This window comes from Lentzea miocenica, from assembly GCF_033949945.1.
Taxonomy (GTDB): Bacteria; Actinomycetota; Actinomycetes; order Mycobacteriales; family Pseudonocardiaceae; genus Lentzea; species Lentzea miocenica.
On sequence record NZ_JAXAVW010000023.1, the window covers coordinates 23,798 to 40,700 of the forward strand.

Sequence of the window (16,903 nt, forward strand, 5' to 3'; positions counted from 1 at the left end):
CACCTCGAAGGACACGACCAGACCATTTGGGACAGGACAACGCGCCACGAACTAGGTTGGACGGATGGATCTACACGCGAGGCGAGCGGACTCGTTCGGCGCGCAGGCCGAGGCCTACGCCGAACACCGGCCTGACTATCCCGTGGCGGCGATCCGGTGGGCGCTGGAGCCCCTGGGCACGACTGAGCGTTTAGACGTGCTCGACCTCGCCGCCGGCACCGGCAAGCTGACCGCGGGCCTGGTCGCGGAGGGGCACCGGGTGACAGCGGTGGAGCCCAACGAGCAGATGCTGTCCGAGTTGGTGCGGCGCGTTCACGACGTGCGTGCGTTGCCGGGACATGCCGAACACATCCCGGTCCCGGACCAGACCGTCGACGCCGTGTTCGTCGGCACGGCGTTCCACTGGTTCGACCAGGAGAAGGCACTGCCGGAGATCGCCCGCGTGCTGCGGCCCGGCGGTGTGCTGGTGGCCATGTGGATCGAGCCCGACCCCGACGTCGAGTGGTACGCCGAGTTCCAGCAGGTGTCGTCGAGCAGCATCGAGTCGCAGCGGCACGACCCGGTGGACGTCATGGCGCACCCGTCGTTCACGCGGGCGGAGCGCGGCACGTTCCCGCACGCACTCCGCCGGGACTCGCCGGAAGCGCTCGTCGACACGACCAACACCTATTCGCGCATGCTCGTCATCGACGAGCAGGAGCGGGCCGCGATCAACGACAAGATGCTCGCGTTCCTCCGCAGCCGCCCGGAGACGTCGAACGGGCCGTTCGACGTCCCACTGCGCTCGGAGGTCTACCGAATGTTTCGGGTCAGCGACTAACGCGTCGCCATGTTGCGCTCGAACACGAGCCGCAACCCCAGCAGGGTCAGGTCGGGCACGTGGTGCGCGATCGTCGAGGACTCCGACACGACCAGTGGAGCGAGCCCGCCCGTGGCTATCACCGTCACGGGGCCGGGATCGGTCTGCTGGAGTTCCTCCGTGATCCTGCGCGCCAGCCCGTCCACCTGGCCGACGAACCCGTAGACGATGCCGGACTGCAGGCACTCCACGGTGTTCTTGCCGATCACATTGCGGGGCCGGACCAGCTCGACCTTGCGCAGCTGGGCGGCGCGGGCGGCGAGCGCGTCGACCGAGATCTCGATGCCGGGTGCCAGCGCGCCACCGAGGAACTCGCCGCGCGACGAGATCACGTCGAGGTTCGTGGACGTGCCGAAGTCGACCACGACGCACGAGGTCGAGTAGAGGTGGTGCGCGGCCAGCGTGTTGATCACACGGTCCGAGCCCACCTCCTTCGGGTTGTCCACGAGCAGCGGCACGCCGGTCTTCACGCCCGGCTCGACCAGGATCTTCGGCACGGCGTCGTAATAGCGGCCGAGCATCACCCGCAGCTCTCGCAGCACCGCGGGCACGGTGGACAGCGCGGAGATGCCGGTGATCTTGTCGGCGTACTCGCCGAGCAGGCCGCGCATGGTCAGCGCGAGCTCGTCGGCGGTCATCCTGGCGTCGGTGCGCATCCGCCAGTCGCGCACGAGCGGGGCGGAGTCGCCCACCCCGTCGTACAGACCGAGCACGATGTTGGTGTTGCCGACGTCGATGGCGAGCAGCACGTGATGTTCCTCAGTTCTCGGCCTGGATCAAGGCGTCGAGCGCGGTCGCCTCAACGGTCTCAGAAGCGGGCGCGCTGGTGGAGCCGTTCACGAGGCCCGACCCCTCCGGGGCGTGCGCGGGGTCGGCACCGAGGTCGACGACCTTGTTGTCGGCGTCCACGAACACGACCCGCGGCTGGTAGGTGCGCGACTCGGCGTCGTCCATCTGCCCGTACGCGATGAGGATCACGATGTCGCCGGGGTGCACGAGGTGCGCCGCCGCGCCGTTGATGCCCAGCACGCCGGTACCACGCTCGCCTGGGATGACGTAGGTCTCCAGCCGCGCGCCGTTGGTGACGTCGACGATGGCGACCTGCTCGCCCGCCAGCAGGTCGGCGGCCTCCATCAGGTCCTCGTCCACCGTCACCGAGCCGACGTAGTGCAGGTCTGCCTGCGTCACGGTGGCGCGGTGGATCTTGGACTTCAGCATCGTGCGGAACATGTCATCCCCCTACTCGTCGCCTTCGCCGAGCAACACCGCGATGTTGTCGATCAGGCGGGTGGAACCGACGCGGGCGGCCACGAGCAGCCGGGCGTCGCCGTTCTCCGGCGCGGGACCGAGGTCGACCCCGCGCAGCTCCAGGTAGTCCAGCTCGATCTCGGGCGTCTGCGCCAGCACGTCGTGCGCGGCCTTGAGCACCGCGTCCGCACCCTGCGAGCTCACATGAGCGCCGGCGGTGAGCGCGGCCGACAACGTGATGGCCTGGTGGCGCTGCTCCGGGCTCAGGTAGGCGTTGCGCGACGACAGCGCGAGGCCGTCGTACTCGCGGACCGTCGGCACGCCGACGACGTCGAGCGGGAAGTTCAGGTCGCGCGCCATCTTGTGGATGAGCTGAAGCTGTTGGTAGTCCTTCTGCCCGAACACCGCGTACGTGGGCTGCACGATGTTGAACAGCTTCGACACGATCGTGAGCACGCCGCCGAAGTGGCCGGGGCGCGAGGCGCCCTCCAGCTCGTCGCCCAGCGGCCCGGGGTGCACGGTGACCTGCGCGCCGGCGGGGTACATGTCCTCGACGGACGGCGCGAAGACGATGCCCACGCGCTCCTCGCGGCAGATGTCCACATCGGAGGAGAACTGGCGCGGGTACTTCGCGAGATCCTCGTTCGGCCCGAACTGCAACGGGTTCACGAAGATCGACACCACGACCACCGTGTTCTGCATGACCTGGGCCTCGCGGATCAGCTGCCGGTGGCCCGCGTGCAGGGCGCCCATCGTGGGCACCAGCGCGACGTTGCGACCGGCGTTGCGCAGCGCCCTGATCACCCGGTTCAGGCGGACGGGGTCGCGGTGCACCGTGACGTCGTCCGGGCGGTAGTCGTCCTTGGTGAGTGGCTTGGTCACGTCAGTCCTCAAGAGTGGTGCGAACGTCGTTGGCCGTGTCGGGCTTGAGCAGCCCTGAGCGTTCGGCCCGCTCGGCCGTGCGGCGGGCGAGCACGCGGTAGCTGGGCAGGGTTTCGGGTGCCCGCTCGGCGAGCACGTCGAGATGCTTGCGCAAGGTACCCGTGTCGCCGCGGGCGACCGGACCGGTGAGGGCGCGGTCACCGTGACGCAGTGAGTTGTCGAGCGCGGCGGACAGCAACGGGCCGAGCAGCCGCTCGGCGTTGGCGACACCGGCGTTGGTGAGCAGGTCGGCGGCGTCGCGGACCAGCGTGATCAGGTGGTTCGCGCCGTGGGCCAGTGCCGCGTGGTAGAGCGGGCGGACGGCCTCCGGCACCCGGACCGGTTCGGCGTCCATCTCCACGACCAGCGCCTCGCCGACGCTCCAGGCCACCTCGTCGCCGTCCGCGGCCGTCACCCCGACACATGCGGCGCTCATCCGCAGCAGGTCCTCCGGGCGGCCGGTGAAGGTCATGACGGGGTGCAGTGCGAGCGTGAGCGCACCGAGCTGAGCAGCGGGTTCGAGGACTTTGACGCCCTGCGCGCCACTCGTGTGCACGATGATCTGCCCCGCGCGCAGCGAATCGGTGGCGATGAGGCCTTTCACGAGGCCGGGGAGTTCGTCGTCCGGCACGGCCAGCAACACCAGGTCAGCGCGTGTGGCGACCTCGGTGGGGTCTTCGATCGGGACGCCGGGCAACAACTCTTCCGCGCGGTCGCGGGAGGCCTGGGAGACGGCGGTGGCGCCGACCACCACGTGGCCCGTCCTGGCCAGCGCGGCGCCGAGCACCGAACCGACCCTGCCTGCCGAGATGACACCGACGGCGAGCCTGGCCGGACGTGGGGTCGCGTCCATGCGACTAACTCCTTCAGACGTTCCAGTCCCTAGTACGGGTACCGGACGACGTCGCCGAGGGTAATCCCGCTCTTCTTGGCTTGTACCTGGTCGGTGACGGGATTCACCGCCGGGCGGCGGCCCTCGCGGCGTGCAGGGTGTCGAGCAGCACGCCGTGCCGGTGCTCCGCGCTCTGGCCCGCCGTTCCCTGTTCGATGCGGTGCCTCAGGAAGGCGAGTTCGGTGACCGCGATCTGGTAGGTCCGCACGGACTTGACCGCCTCGTCACCGGACTTCCGCTTGACCGCCCTGAGCCAGTTCTTGCGGCCGTTGAGGCTGGCCAGCAGGGCCACCTCGCTGTTGGCGATCCACCGGTTCTGCGCCATCGCGGCGAGCTGCCCCGCGACGATCCGCTGCTCCCTGCGCCGCTGCCAGACGACGATCGCGACCGCGCCGGCGAACACCGGCACCATGATCAGGAAGTACAGGTTGATGAAGTCCGACCCGGTGCCGACCGTGGTCGAGAAGTTCCACAGCGAGTGCAGACCCACCGCGGTGAGATACCCGAGGATCGGCGAGATGATCCGAGTCGTCGCGTTGCTGGTCGTGGCCGCGATGCCGACACCGATGCCGGTCATGGCCGTGAACAACGGGTGCGCGAACGGCGACAGCACCCCGCGCAGCACGAACAACGCGATCACGCCGCCGCCCATGCCGCCGAGCCCGTCCTGCAGGAAGACCCGGCCGAAGTACCAGATGTTCTCGGTGAACGCGAAGCCCGCGGCCGTGATGCCCGCGTAGACCATGCCGTCCACCACGCCGTCGAACTCGTGCCTGCGTCGCACGAACACCGCGATGAGGAACGCCGCCTTGGTGGCCTCCTCGACGATCGGCGCCCCAACGACAGCGGTGAACGTCGTGCCGTCGTTGTAGAGCAGATCGCCGAGCACCCGGCTCGTCTGGTTGAACGCGAGCGAACTGATCGTCGCCCCGCAGGAGCCCCACACGAACGCGAAGAGCAGCATCTTCGCCGGTTCCGGCTCCCACCGGTCGATCCACAGGAACGCGCTCACCACGAACGCGACGGGAATCAACGCGGCGGCGGCACCCACCAGCAACGGCTCGATGCCGATGCTCGACGTGCCCAGCGCGAACAGCACGAGCCCGGCCGCGGCGAGCGCGATCAGCGCCACGACCGGGAACAGGACGGTCCAGCGGCGTTGCTCGATGCGCTTCTTCGTCGGCGTCGGCGTGAGGTCGGCGTCGGTCACGGGAAATGACCTTAGATGCACACTTGTCCGGTGTTCGACTGGGAAGCCGCTTGGCACGCCGCCCTGTACGGCCCTGGAGGCTTCTTCGCGCGCGGCGAGAAGCCGTCCTCGCACTTCCGGACCTCGCCGCTGGTGGGCCCGGAGCTGGCGTCGGCGCTCGTCGTGCTGCTCGAACGCGTGGACGCCGCGCTGGGATTTCCCCCGGTCGTGGACTTCGTGGACGTCGGCGCCGGTGGCGGTGAGCTGGCCTTCGCGGTTCGTTCGCAGGCCTGCGGGTCGTTGGCTGACCGGTTGCGGGTGACGGCGGTCGAGCTCGGTCCTCCCGTGCCGCTGCCCGGGGTTCGGTGGACCACCTCGGTGCCGTCCTGTGTCGGCCTGCTGGTCGGGCACGAGTGGCTCGACTCGATCCCCTGCCCGGTGGTGACCGGGCCTTCCTCGGATCCGTGGATCACCCGGTGGTGGCCGTCGTTGGGCAGTGGGGAGCATGCCGAGGTGGGGGCGCCCCGGGATGCGGCCTGGGCTGCCGCGGTCTCTTCGGTTCGCGGGGCGGCTCTGGCGATCGACTACGGGCACTTGGCGTCGTCACGGCGATTCACCCTGACCGGGTACCGGGATGGCCGTCAGGTGCCGCCGGTGTTCGACGGGTCCTGCGACATCACCGCGCACGTCGCCCTGGACGCCTGCGCCGCGGCGGCGGGTGGGGACCGGGTTCTGGTGTCGCAGCGGGATGCCCTGGCCGCGCTGGGGCTCTCGGGGTCTGTTGCCGGCTCGGGGTGGGAGTGGCTGGAGTCGGCCGCTCGCGCCGGGCGGATCGCTGAGCTGCGGGACCCTGCCGGTCTGGGGGCGTTCGGCTGGTTGCTGCACGGGAACGGCGTGGCGGTGGCGGACCTGCTGCCCGCGCTGCCGCCCTGGCGTCCGATTCCCGCCAGCTTTTCCGGGGTCTGACGACGATCGTTCTCGGTATGCGAATCCACAACGTCCTGCCGGCCGCCGCTCTGTCCGACACAGGTCGCGAGTACCGCGCCTCCGAGCCCGGCGTGCCGTTGCGGTGCTGCCTGCGGAAATCACTGCCCGACGAGCCGGTCTGGCTGTTCCGCTACTCGCCTTCGAACGGCAAGGGCCCCTACGCCGAGGTCGGGCCGATCTTCACGCACGTGGACTGCCCCGACTCGCCTTCGTTGGACCGTCTCCCCGTCGAATTGTTGAACAATCCGCGGATTCTTCGCTCCTACAACGCCGCCGGCCAGATCCACGACGGTGAGGTGGTGGAGCCTGGATCGTTCGATCGGGTGATCGAGGGATTGTTCGACGATCCCGCGGTCGAGTCGGTCCAGGTCCGCAGCCTGTCGCACGGGTGCTTCTTCTTCGGCGTCACGAGGGCGTGAAACCATGCTCCGGTGAGCGAGCAGATCACCGTCGGAGTTGGCGCAGGCGCCCGCTACCTGGGCGTCGACCGCGTGATCGACCTGGGCCCACTCCACCCCTCGGCCCACGGCGCCTACCGCCTGCGCCTCACCGTCACGCCGGACCTGGTGATCACCGCCGCCGAGCCTCTCGTCGGACATCTGCACCGCGGCGCCGAGAAGCTCTTCGAGGTTCGCGACTACCGGCAGGTCCTGACGCTCGCCAACCGGCACGACTGGCTTTCCGCGTTCTGCAACGAGTTGGCGGTCGCGCTGGCCGTTGAACGCATGACGGGCATGGACGTGCCGGCCCGCGCGCAGTGGTTGCGCGCGCTGCTGTGCGAGCTCAACCGGCTGATGGCGCACATGGTCTTCCTGACTCCGTTGTGCCCCAACGCTGCCGTGCACCGCGAGGGCGTGCAGGCGCTGATGGAAGAGGCCTCTGGCGGACGCATCCATTTCATGTTCAACCGGATCGGCGGGCTGCGCGAGGACGTCCCGGCCGGCTGGGTCACGAGGGTCGCCGACTTCCTGTCCACTGTGGACCCTACCCGACTTCAGATCGACTTCGGGAAGCTGGAAGGGCTTGGGGTGCTGCGGCACGACGACGCGCTGCAGTACGGCGTCACGGGGCCGATCGGGCGCGCCAGCGGGGTGGACTTCGATCTGCGGCGCGACGATCCGTTGCCCGCCTACCAAAAGCTGGACTTCACGCCCGTGGTGCGGACCGAGGGCGATGCCGCGGCGCGGGTGCGGTGCCTTGTGGACGAAGTGGGGCTGTCCAAGGCGTTGGCGCGGCAGTGTTTGGAACAGCTGCCGCCGGGACCGGTGAACGTCCGGCTGCCCAAGGCCATCAAGGCTCCCGAGGGCTCGGTCTACACGCGCGTCGAGGCGCCGCTGGGCACCTCGGGCGTGCACCTGTCGTCACGCGGTGAGAAGACGCCGTGGCGGTTGAAGCTGCGCACGCCGTCGTTCAACAACGTTCAGGCCCTGTCCGCGCTGCTGCCCGGCACGAAGGTGGACGACCTGCCGGCCGTGCTGAGCTCGTTCGCCGTCATCGTCGGCGACATCGACAAGTAGGCGGCTAGTCGTCGCGGCGGCGACGGCGGCGGGGTGCGTCGCCCCCGCCGAGAGACGCCAGCAGCTCGCTCACGGACTTGCCGTCCGCGTGGGCGCCTGAAGGGTCTTCCGGCGCTGCACGACGGCCGGTCGAGACCGCGGGCAGGCGCGTGGACGAGTCCTCGGCGACCCGGCGGCCGGAGACCGATGGCTCGTCCGCCGCGGTTCGGCGGCTGGGCGACACCGCAGGCAGGCGGGCCGACGACTGCTCGGCGGCGCGGCGGCCCGAAGGCGGCAGCGACACCAGCGAGTCCTCGGGTGCGTCGTCCGCCCGGCGACGGCCGCGAGAGGACGACGAGGCCGAAGAACTCGGCGCGGGTTCACCGGCGCCCGGCTTCAGGGTCTCCCAGGAGCCGCTGTCCTGCATCGGGGCAGCGGGAGCCGGGCGTTCGTCGGCACGGCGGCGGCCGGTGTTCGACGGCTGCGAGCGTGATTCCAGAGCGGCCGGGTTGATCATCTCGGTGCGGTCGGCGGCGCGCGGCCGTGGTTCGGGCTTGCGGGTCTCGACGGCCTTGGCGACGGCGGCGGGCGCCTTCGGCGGCTCCGGCGGCCGTGACAACGCCTCGGTGCGGGTCGGCGGCTGCGGCTGGGGACGCGGCACCCGCTCGGTCCGGTGCACCTGCGCCTGCACGGGCTGCGGCTGCTGCACCGGCGAGGCCTTGACGGTGTGCGGCTGGGCGACCTGCGGCGGGGACACGCCGAGCCGGGCGGACACGCCGGCGGGGCGGGGCTGCGGGCGGGCCGGTTCCTGCTTCGCGGCCTTCACCGGCTCGCGGCGCACGACGGCCGGCTGGGGGCGGGGCGAGTTCCTGGTCGGTTCCGGGCGGGTGGGCTCCGGCCGGGCCTGCTCACGGCGCGGCGGCTGCACCTTCGCATCGTGGGCGACGCGCTCGATCAGTTCGGTGCGCTCGGACGGCTTCTCCATCGACGACGACATCGACGAGATCGACGAGGTGATCGCGGGTTTGGCGTTGATGACGCGGTTGTCCGGCAGCGCGGCGAGGCGGGCGGCGGCCTCGGAACCCAGGGAGCGCAGGCGGGTGGACTCCGCGCGCAGGGCCACCCGTTCGACCAGCACGTCGCCGCCCAGCAGGGCTTCGAGGTTGTCCCTCAACGACTTCAGGTCCGCACGCAGGGAGTCGATGTCCGCGCGCGACTCCGCTTCGATGCGCTTGCGGGTCTCGGACTCGATCTCGAGCTCGTACTCGCGGCGGGCGGCCACTTCGCGCTCGAGTTCCAGTTCGTAGACGGACTGGAGGTCGGCCACCTCTTCGTCGCGCTCAGTGACCTGTTTGCGGTACCTGGCGGCGAGGAAAGCGCCCACCAGTGCCGCCCACAGCGCGGCCACCACGGCCAGGCGCAGCATGCGGGCGCTGTCGCTCGCAACGAGCACCGCCGCGGCCACGAGGGCGAGCGCCAATGCCGCTACTAAGAGCAACCGCCCGGAGCCACGACCGTGATCTTCCTGCTCGTCGTCGATCGACGCGCCTCGCCCGGTCATGCGCACTACGGTACCGCGCAGTTATGCGACTGAGACCTACGGCCGGGTATCTATTCGTTCCCGGAACTCTCCGTGGGCGTCTTGCAGCAGTGCTCCAGCCACAGCGCGGCGGCCGTCAGAACCACCGCGGAGATCATCCCGATCACGGCCGCCACCAGGTCGTTCGAGGCCGCGGGGAACGAGTCGCGCACCGGGATCGTGAAGATCAGCAACCCCGTCCAGGCGCCGAACATCAACGCGCCCAAAACCGAGGAAGCCTTCGCCAGGGCCACTGCCCTGGCCGCGGTGAGCGGCTGCACCGGACGCGCTCCCGGACGGCGCTGGATCCGGGCCCGCAACGAGAACGCGAGCACGACCTCCACGACCGCGATCACCAAGAGCGTCGACCCGGCGAGCAGAGGCAACGGCGGCAACGTGTCGTACGAGAGTCGCAGCAGCAGATGAGCCAGCAGACCGCCGACGATCGCGACAGCCGCCAGATCACGGGGACGGGTGAACCTCACGAGTCCATCCAACCTGAATTCAGCACGAGATCGTCGCGCCGCCGTACACCTTCGGGTGAGAACGGCAGCGCGGAAACGGGTCCGTGGCCCGCGAGCACGGCGTCCGGCTCGACGTCGAGCCACGGGATGAGGACCGTTGCGCGCTCAAACGCCCCAGGATGCGGCAGAAGCAGCTCGGGGTGGTCCGAGGTCACCCCGTCCACCGAAACCACGTCCACGTCCAACGTGCGCGGTCCCCAGCGCTTCTCCCGCACGCGCCCGGCGGCGTTCTCCAACTCCTGACCGCGCCGCAGCCAGCCCCACTCGTCCACGTCGTCGGCCGAGACGATCACGACGGCGTTCAAGAAGTCCGGCTGGTCCTCGACACCCCAGGCGGCCGTTTCGTACACGGGCGACACCGCGACGACGTACGGCCGCAACCCGTCCACGACGGACCGCAGGAAGGCGAACCGGTCGCCGAGGTTCGAGCCGATCGAGAGGACGGCGCGGGTCAACGAGGTTCCTTGGGCAGCGGTGCGGCGAGCCGGCGCGACCGGCGGATCGTCACCGAGACGTCGTCGAACGTCAGCGGGATCGGCGCGGACGGCTTGTGCACCGTCACCTCGACCGCGTGCAGCCGGGTGTCGGTCATGGCCGCGTCGGCGATGCGGCCGGCCACCGTCTCGATGAGATCGCACGGTTCGCCGCCGATGATCGCGGCGGCCATCTCGGCGACCTCCCCGTAGTGGTAGGTCTCCTTGAGGTCGTCCGTCCGCGACGCCGAGCTCAGGTCCAGCCAGAGCGTGATGTCGACGACGAACTCCTGGCCGTCGCGCTTCTCGTGCTCGAAAACGCCGTGGTTGCCGCGCACCCGCAGGCCCGTCAACGCGATCCGATCAGCCATGTCCCCGCCTCCACGCCCCGGCGACGGCGACCGCGTCCAAAGTCCGGTCGACGTCGTGCACCCGCACACCCCACGCTCCGTTGAACGCCGCCAGAGCAGACACCGCCGCGGTCGCGTCCTCCCTGCCGTCCGGTGGACGGTTGCCCAGCAGCGTCCCGAGGAAGCGTTTGCGCGACGCGCCGACCAGCACCGGGAAGCCCAGCTCGACCAGCTCGTCCAGGCGCTGCAACAGCTCCCAGTTGTGGTCGCCGAGCTTCGCGAAGCCCAGTCCGGGGTCGAGCACGATCGACGACTCCGCGACACCGGCCGCCATCGCCGTCTCCACGCGCTCCAGCAGCTCGCTGCGCACGTCCGACACGACGTCGTCGTACTGCGCGAGAGAGTCCATCTCCGTGCTGTGGCCACGCCAGTGCATCAGCACGTACGGCACGCCCGCGGCAGCCACCACGGCCGCCATCGCAGGATCCGCCAGACCACCGGACACGTCGTTCACGATCGACGCGCCCGCGTCCAGCGCCGCCGATGCCACGGCGGCGCGCATGGTGTCCACGCTGACCGGCACGCCAGCGGCGACCAGCTCGCGGATCACCGGCACGATCCGGGCGATCTCCTCGGCGGGGTCGACCCGCTCGGCACCGGGACGCGTGGACTCGCCGCCCACGTCGATCAGGTCGGCGCCGCGCCGGTGCATCTCGACGCCGTGCGCGACGGCGTCCTGCCGATCGAGGTACCGGCCGCCGTCGGAGAACGAATCGGGCGTCACGTTCACCACGCCCATCACGACGCACCGGCCGGGCTTCGGCAAACCAGCGGAACCGGTCACCGACGGCCCCTGATGAGTTCGATGGCCTCCGCCCTCGACGAGGCGGACGTGCGCAACAGACCGCGCACCGCGGAGGTCGTCGTGCGCGAACCGGGCTTGCGCACACCGCGCATGCCCATGCACAGGTGCTCGGCCTCGACGACGACGATCACGCCGCGCGGTTCGAGCCTGCGCACCAACGCGTCCGCGACCTGCGACGTCAGCCGTTCCTGCACCTGCGGCCGCTTCGAGTAGAGGTCGACGAGCCTGGCGAGCTTCGACAGGCCCGTCACGCGGCCTGCCTCGTTCGGGATGTAGCCGACGTGCGCGACGCCGTGGAACGGCAGCAGGTGGTGCTCGCAGAAGCTGAACATCGGGATGTCCGTGAGGAGGACGAGCTCCTCGTGGCTCTCGTCGAACGTCTTCGCCAGCACGCTGTCCGCGTCCGTGTACAGGCCCGCGAACAACTCCCGGTAAGCACGCGCCACTCGTGCGGGTGTCTCGCGGAGGCCTTCGCGCTCCGGATCCTCACCGCACGCGATCAGAAGTTCGCGCACCGCCGCTTCCGCGCGTGCCTGGTCGAAGACCCGCCGCGCGGAGACGCCGGCCTCCCCGTTGCGGGTGAGACCGGCGTCTGCGTCGAGCTGGTTGGGCTCGGTCACTGCCGCTCGTCCTGGTCGGGCTGCGGCTTCTTCGGCTCCCAGACGTTGTGCGGCTTGCCGCCGGGCACCGTCGCCGGGGTCCATCCGGGCGGGGCGCCGTAGTTCGGCGGACCCGACTGGTTGACCGGCTGACCGGGCTGGTGCACGCCGTTGGAACCGTTCGGCGAGGGCAGCTCCTCGGTCGGCTCCGCAGCAGCGGGCTCCGCCTGCTGCGAGTCCTCGGGAGCGTCGTCGAGGGTGTCCTCCACGACCGGGGGCCACGGCTCGCCGCGTTCCTTGGCGAGCTCGCCAGGAGTCTTGATCGGCGGGATGTCGGACGGCGTGCGGTCACCGAACTCGTTGAACTGGGTGATCCGCGGCCGCTTCTCGACCCGCGCGAAGATCCGCTCCAGTTCCTTCTGGTGCAGGGTCTCCTTCTCGATCAGCTCGAGCGTGAGGTCGTCGAGGACGTCGCGGTAGGTGACGAGCACCTCGTACGCCTCGGTGTGCGCCGCCTCGATGAGCTTGCGCACCTCCTCGTCGATCTCGTGCGCGACCTCCAGCGAGTAGTCCGCCTGGCGACCGGCCGAGCGGCCGAGGAACGGCTCACCCTGCTCCTGCCCGTACTTGACCGCACCGAGCTTCGCGCTCATGCCGTACTCGGTGACCATCGCGCGGGCGATCTTGGTCGCCTGCTCGATGTCGTTGGACGCGCCGGTCGTGGGCTCGTGGAAGACGAGCTCCTCCGCCGAGCGGCCACCCAGTGCGAACACCAGTCGCGCGATCATCTCGGACCTGGTCATCAGGTCCTTGTCCTCTTCCGGCACCGAAAGGGTGTGACCACCCGTGCGGCCGCGGGCGAGGATCGTGACCTTGTAGACCGGGTCGATGTCCGGCATGGCCCACGCGGCCAGGGCGTGCCCGGCCTCGTGGTACGCGGTGATCTTCTTCTCCTTCTCGGAGATGATCCGGCTCTTGCGGGCCGGACCGCCGATCACGCGGTCCACCGACTCCTCGAGCGCGGCACCGTCGATGACGTGGCCGTTGTGGCGCGCGGTGAGCAATGCGGCCTCGTTGATGACGTTCGCGAGGTCGGCGCCGGAGAACCCGACGGTGCGCTTCGCGAGGCCGTCGAGGTCCGCGTCCGCGGCCAGCGGCTTGCCCTTCGAGTGCACCCGGAGGATCTGCTTGCGGCCCTTCAGGTCCGGTGCGGACACCGGGATCTGCCGGTCGAAGCGGCCGGGACGCAGCAGCGCGGGGTCGAGGATGTCGGGACGGTTCGTCGCCGCGATCAGGATGATCCCGCCGCGCGAGTCGAAGCCGTCCATCTCGACGAGCAGCTGGTTCAGCGTCTGCTCGCGCTCGTCGTGACCGCCGCCGAGGCCGGCACCGCGGTGACGACCGACGGCGTCGATCTCGTCGACGAAGATGATGCACGGCGCGTTCTGCTTGGCCTGTTCGAACAGGTCACGCACACGCGAGGCACCGACACCGACGAACATCTCGACGAAGTCCGAACCGGAGATGGAGTAGAACGGCACGCCCGCCTCGCCGGCGACGGCTCGGGCGAGCAGCGTCTTACCGGTTCCCGGCGGGCCGTACAGGAGCACGCCCTTCGGGATCTTGGCGCCGAGCGCCTGGTAGCGGCCGGGGTTCTGGAGGAAGTCCTTGATCTCCTCGAGCTCCTCGACGGCTTCCTCGGCACCGGCGACGTCGGCGAACGTCGTCTTGGGCATGTCCTTGGACAGCTGCTTGGCCTTGGACTTGCCGAAGTTCAGAACGCGGTTACCGCCGCCCTGAGCGTTGTTCATCATCCACATGAGCAGCAGCAACAACAGGCCGAGCGGGACGAGGTAGATCAAGATCTGCATCAGGATGGACTCCTGGCTGACCTTGGTCTCGACGGTCGGCTTGTTGCCGGCCTGGTCGAGGACGGTGAAGATCTCGTCCGTCGAGCTGGCCGGGAACTGCGTGATCAGGCGGTTGCTGCCCTCGAAGGTCGTGCCGTCGGTGAGGGTGAGTCGGAGACGCTGCTCCTTGTCCTCGATCGTGGCTTCCTTGACCTTGCCGTCCCGCACCTGTTGCAGGGCCTGGGAGGTCTTGACCTGGTGATAACCCCGTGAGTCGTCAAAGAGCACGGTGAAGACGAAGTAGAGCAGCAACACCGCAGCGATCCACAGCAGCGGGTTGCGAAGCAGGCGCTTGCGGTCCATGCACTTACGGCCGGCGGGCGGCCTCGACCCTCCCTGACTTGCGCGTCGGGCAGTGGAAGACCCACATACCGCGTCCGACCAGCCTACCGCTCGCCAGTCGGGTACTGAGCAACCAACGGGTGGCGGCGCTTCGCGGTTCCCGCGGGTGACCCCCACCACGCATGTTCACGCAGTTTGGTTCATCCGGAACAAATACGGCCGTCCAGACGAGTGACGCAGGTCACGCCATCTCATTACGTTTGGGGGTCACATGTCATCCTCATGCATTCCCCCGAGTGTTCCCCCGCCACTCGAAAGAGTGAACACGTGACCGAAGGTAAGTAACTGTATGTCAGCACGTCACACGTCCCCCGGCTTGTTCCGGCGGGTCGCCCTCCCCGTGGGCGCCCTCCTCGGCGTGGTCGCGGCAGCAGGCGTCACAGTCGTGGCACTTCGTGTCACCAGCGGCGCCGACTGCTCCGGCGCACTTCCGTTGAAGGTCGCTGTCACGCCCGCCGCACTGGACGTGGTGAACGCGGCGGCCCAGGACTACCAGCGGTCACAACCGGTCGTGAACGGCCGGTGCGTTCAGGTCCAGGTCGAGTCGCGCAACGCGGCCGACGTGGCGAACGAGCTCCCCACCGCGCAGATCAACCCCCACTCCCTCTGGATCCCCGACTCCTCGATGTGGGCCGCGGAAGCCCAGCGCCAGGCCGCGGAAACCGGCCCGGAGGCCCCGAAGCTCGACATCAAGCCCTCGCTGGCGACCAGCCCGCTGGTCATGGCGGGCTCCGAGTCCGCGATGTCCAAGATCGGCTTCCCGGTCTCCCCCGTCTCCTGGTCCAAGGTCGTCGACCCGAAGGTCCAGATCTCGATGAGCGACCCGACGATGACCTCCGAGGGTCTCGCCGCGCTGTTCGTGATCCGCACCTTGCTGGGCAACCCGGACGGAACGCCCAAGCCGGAACTGGTCGGCACCCTGCTGCGCGTGGGCCGCAGCGCCGTGCCGTCCGTCCGCGACTCGTACGGCAAGGTCACCACGGACGCGGAGAAGGCGCCGCTGTTCGCCGCGACCGAGCAGTCCGTCGTCGCCAACAACCGCTCGGTGAAGGACAACGCCGTCCTGGGCGCCCCGCCCAAGGAGGGCACGCTCTCGTTCGACTACCCGCTGGTCCGGGTCTCCCGCCCGAACGAGGCGGAAGGCATCGGCGAGGCGGCAGCAGCGTTCGAGAGGACCCTGCGCTCGGCGGACACCGTCAAGCGCTTCGGCGAGGCGGGCTTCCGCACCGTGCAGGGCGCCGCGCCCGCGAAGTGGTCGACCGACGTCGAGGGCGTGCAGGCCGGCGACGTGAAGCTGATCGAGACCCCGAACGCCGACCAGGTCTCCGAACTGCTGCGCACGTGGGGCGCCATCAGCCTCGACATGCGCATGCTGACCGTCATCGACGTCTCCGGCTCGATGATCGAGAAGTCCGGCAACGGCAAAACCCGGGTCGAGGCCGCCACCCAGGCGTCCATGACCGCCTTGTCGATGCTGCCGGACACCACAGCGATCGGCCTGTGGGCGTTCTCGACGGACAAGAAGCCGCCGAACGACTGGATCGAGCTCGTCCCGATAGGGCCTCTCGGCGAGCCGTTGGCGGGCGTGACGCGCCGCAAGCGCCTCGAAGCCGGCGCTTCGCAGCTACCCGGCCTGGTCGGTGGTGGCACGGCGTTGAACGACACGACGCTGGCGGCCTTCCGGCACGTGCTGTCGGGCTACGACCCGTCGAAGGTCAACTCCGTGGTGCTCATGACCGACGGGCGCAACGACGACATCTCGTCGATCGACACGAACTCGTTGATCGAGACGTTGAAGCGGGAGTCCGACCCGGCCAGGCCGGTGCCGATCATCATGGTCGGGCTCGGGGACGAGGTCGACATGGAGGCGCTGCGGTCGATTTCCGCTGCTACCGGCGGCAAGGCCTACCAGGCGCCGAATCCCGAGGACATCCGCGCGGTGCTGCTGGACGCGGTGTCGCAGCGGCGGTGCCGTCCGAACTGCTGAGTCGCGCACGACCGCACAACGCCGGGCTTCCCTTCTGGGAGGCCCGGCGTTGTTGTTGGTGCGACGCACACGGCAAGAGCGGCTGGACAGCGGTTCGCGTGCGTTGAAGCAGAAGCGTCAGCTCGAGTAGACCTTCGGGTCCAACGTGCCGATGTACGGCAGATCCCGGTACCGCTCCGCGTAGTCCAGCCCGTACCCGACGACGAACTCGTTGGGAATGTCGAACCCGACGTACTTCACCGGCACCTCGACCTTCACCGCGTCGGGCTTGCGCAGCAGCGTGCACACCTGCAGCGACCGGGGCTTGCGCGACTGCAGGTTCTTCAGCAGCCACGACAGGGTCAGCCCCGAGTCGATGATGTCCTCGACGATCACGACGTTGCGGTCGGCGATGTCGCGGTCCAGGTCCTTCAGGATCCGCACCACGCCCGATGAGGACGTGGAGGAGCCGTAGGACGAAACGGCCATGAACTCGAGCTGCACCGGGACGGGCAGCGCGCGAGCGAGATCGGCCATGAACATCACGGCGCCCTTGAGGACGGTGATGAGCACGAGGTCGGAGTCACCTTCTGGGTGATCAGCCGCGACCTGCTTGGCGAGTTCGGTGACCTTGTCGCTGATCTCCTGCTCGGTGATGAGCACGGATGCGATGTCGCCGTCGTACACAGACAGGTCCCCTCTG

At 69.4% G+C, this 16,903-nt stretch carries 18 protein-coding genes; 5 read left to right on the forward strand and 13 right to left on the reverse strand.

All coding sequences use genetic code 11. From position 1 onward, the window contains the following. The first annotated feature begins 64 nt into the window (after positions 1 to 64). Positions 65 to 820, forward strand: a complete 756-nt coding sequence (locus SK803_RS26755) for a class I SAM-dependent methyltransferase (RefSeq protein ID WP_319968864.1) — start codon at positions 65 to 67, stop codon at positions 818 to 820. On the opposite strand, the gene SK803_RS26760 is transcribed toward SK803_RS26755, so the two are convergent. The 5 genes from SK803_RS26760 to SK803_RS26780 all read right to left on the reverse strand — a co-directional run bounded on the left by SK803_RS26760 (position 817) and on the right by SK803_RS26780 (position 5,130). Further along, positions 817 to 1,608 carry a type III pantothenate kinase gene (locus SK803_RS26760; RefSeq protein WP_319968865.1) on the reverse strand — a complete coding sequence of 264 codons (792 nt, stop codon included), beginning with the start codon at positions 1,606 to 1,608 and terminating at the stop codon, positions 817 to 819. The two genes, SK803_RS26755 and SK803_RS26760, sit on opposite strands and share 4 nt — an antisense overlap. Positions 1,609 to 1,618: 10 nt before the next feature. Next, complete coding sequence (panD, locus tag SK803_RS26765; protein ID WP_319968866.1) at positions 1,619 to 2,089, reverse strand: aspartate 1-decarboxylase; 471 nt, start codon at positions 2,087 to 2,089, stop codon at positions 1,619 to 1,621. 9 nt (positions 2,090 to 2,098) lie between these two features. Next, the gene (panC, locus tag SK803_RS26770; RefSeq protein WP_319968867.1) at positions 2,099 to 2,989 is read right to left on the reverse strand and encodes a pantoate--beta-alanine ligase; all 891 of its coding nucleotides are present in this window, start codon (positions 2,987 to 2,989) and stop codon (positions 2,099 to 2,101) included. Position 2,990: 1 nt separating this feature from the next. Further along, on the reverse strand, positions 2,991 to 3,881 hold the full coding sequence (locus tag SK803_RS26775) for a Rossmann-like and DUF2520 domain-containing protein (RefSeq protein WP_319968868.1): 891 nt from the start codon (positions 3,879 to 3,881) through the stop codon (positions 2,991 to 2,993). A 103-nt stretch (positions 3,882 to 3,984) separates the two neighbouring features. Continuing rightward, a complete protein-coding gene (locus SK803_RS26780; protein ID WP_319968869.1) occupies positions 3,985 to 5,130 on the reverse strand; it encodes a PrsW family intramembrane metalloprotease in 1,146 nt (381 codons plus the stop codon). Between the two features lie 30 nt (positions 5,131 to 5,160). Here SK803_RS26780 and SK803_RS26785 point away from each other — a divergent pair, with 30 nt between their 5' ends. Genes SK803_RS26785 through SK803_RS26795 form a run of 3 tightly spaced genes read left to right on the forward strand, consistent with a single transcriptional unit; the run spans position 5,161 to position 7,613 of the window. After that, complete coding sequence (locus SK803_RS26785) at positions 5,161 to 6,075, forward strand: SAM-dependent methyltransferase (RefSeq protein ID WP_319968870.1); 915 nt, start codon at positions 5,161 to 5,163, stop codon at positions 6,073 to 6,075. Positions 6,076 to 6,092: 17 nt separating this feature from the next. Continuing rightward, a complete protein-coding gene (locus tag SK803_RS26790; protein WP_319968871.1) occupies positions 6,093 to 6,515 on the forward strand; it encodes a DUF1203 domain-containing protein in 423 nt (140 codons plus the stop codon). Between the two features lie 12 nt (positions 6,516 to 6,527). Next, entirely contained in the window at positions 6,528 to 7,613 is a 1,086-nt protein-coding gene (locus SK803_RS26795) for an NADH-quinone oxidoreductase subunit D (RefSeq protein WP_319968872.1), read from the forward strand. A gap of 4 nt (positions 7,614 to 7,617) precedes the next feature. On the opposite strand, the gene SK803_RS26800 is transcribed toward SK803_RS26795, so the two are convergent. From SK803_RS26800 to ftsH, 7 genes are read right to left on the reverse strand one after another with little or no spacing between them, the layout of a single operon-like run. Continuing rightward, entirely contained in the window at positions 7,618 to 9,153 is a 1,536-nt protein-coding gene (locus SK803_RS26800) for a DUF6779 domain-containing protein (protein ID WP_319968873.1), read from the reverse strand. Between the two features lie 50 nt (positions 9,154 to 9,203). After that, positions 9,204 to 9,656, reverse strand: a complete 453-nt coding sequence (locus SK803_RS26805) for a DUF3180 domain-containing protein (protein ID WP_319968874.1) — start codon at positions 9,654 to 9,656, stop codon at positions 9,204 to 9,206. After that, entirely contained in the window at positions 9,653 to 10,150 is a 498-nt protein-coding gene (gene folK, locus SK803_RS26810) for a 2-amino-4-hydroxy-6-hydroxymethyldihydropteridine diphosphokinase (protein ID WP_319968875.1), read from the reverse strand. The genes SK803_RS26805 and folK overlap by 4 nt, the downstream gene beginning before the upstream one ends. Beyond that, a complete protein-coding gene (folB, locus tag SK803_RS26815) occupies positions 10,147 to 10,539 on the reverse strand; it encodes a dihydroneopterin aldolase (RefSeq protein WP_319968876.1) in 393 nt (130 codons plus the stop codon). The genes folK and folB overlap by 4 nt, the downstream gene beginning before the upstream one ends. Beyond that, positions 10,532 to 11,317: a dihydropteroate synthase gene (gene folP, locus SK803_RS26820; protein ID WP_319968999.1), complete on the reverse strand. Its 786-nt coding sequence runs from the start codon at positions 11,315 to 11,317 to the stop codon at positions 10,532 to 10,534. Before folP ends, folB begins: the two co-directional genes overlap by 8 nt. 41 nt (positions 11,318 to 11,358) lie before the next feature. After that, a complete protein-coding gene (folE, locus tag SK803_RS26825; protein WP_319968877.1) occupies positions 11,359 to 12,003 on the reverse strand; it encodes a GTP cyclohydrolase I FolE in 645 nt (214 codons plus the stop codon). Further along, the gene (ftsH, locus tag SK803_RS26830) at positions 12,000 to 14,195 is read right to left on the reverse strand and encodes an ATP-dependent zinc metalloprotease FtsH (RefSeq protein ID WP_319968878.1); all 2,196 of its coding nucleotides are present in this window, start codon (positions 14,193 to 14,195) and stop codon (positions 12,000 to 12,002) included. The genes folE and ftsH overlap by 4 nt, the downstream gene beginning before the upstream one ends. 328 nt (positions 14,196 to 14,523) lie before the next feature. Between ftsH and SK803_RS26835 the strand changes: the two genes are divergently transcribed. Continuing rightward, entirely contained in the window at positions 14,524 to 16,221 is a 1,698-nt protein-coding gene (locus SK803_RS26835) for a substrate-binding domain-containing protein (protein WP_319968879.1), read from the forward strand. Positions 16,222 to 16,338: 117 nt separating this feature from the next. Here SK803_RS26835 and hpt read toward each other — a convergent pair whose 3' ends face one another. Beyond that, complete coding sequence (hpt, locus tag SK803_RS26840) at positions 16,339 to 16,887, reverse strand: hypoxanthine phosphoribosyltransferase (RefSeq protein ID WP_030477529.1); 549 nt, start codon at positions 16,885 to 16,887, stop codon at positions 16,339 to 16,341. Positions 16,888 to 16,903 lie beyond the last annotated feature (16 nt).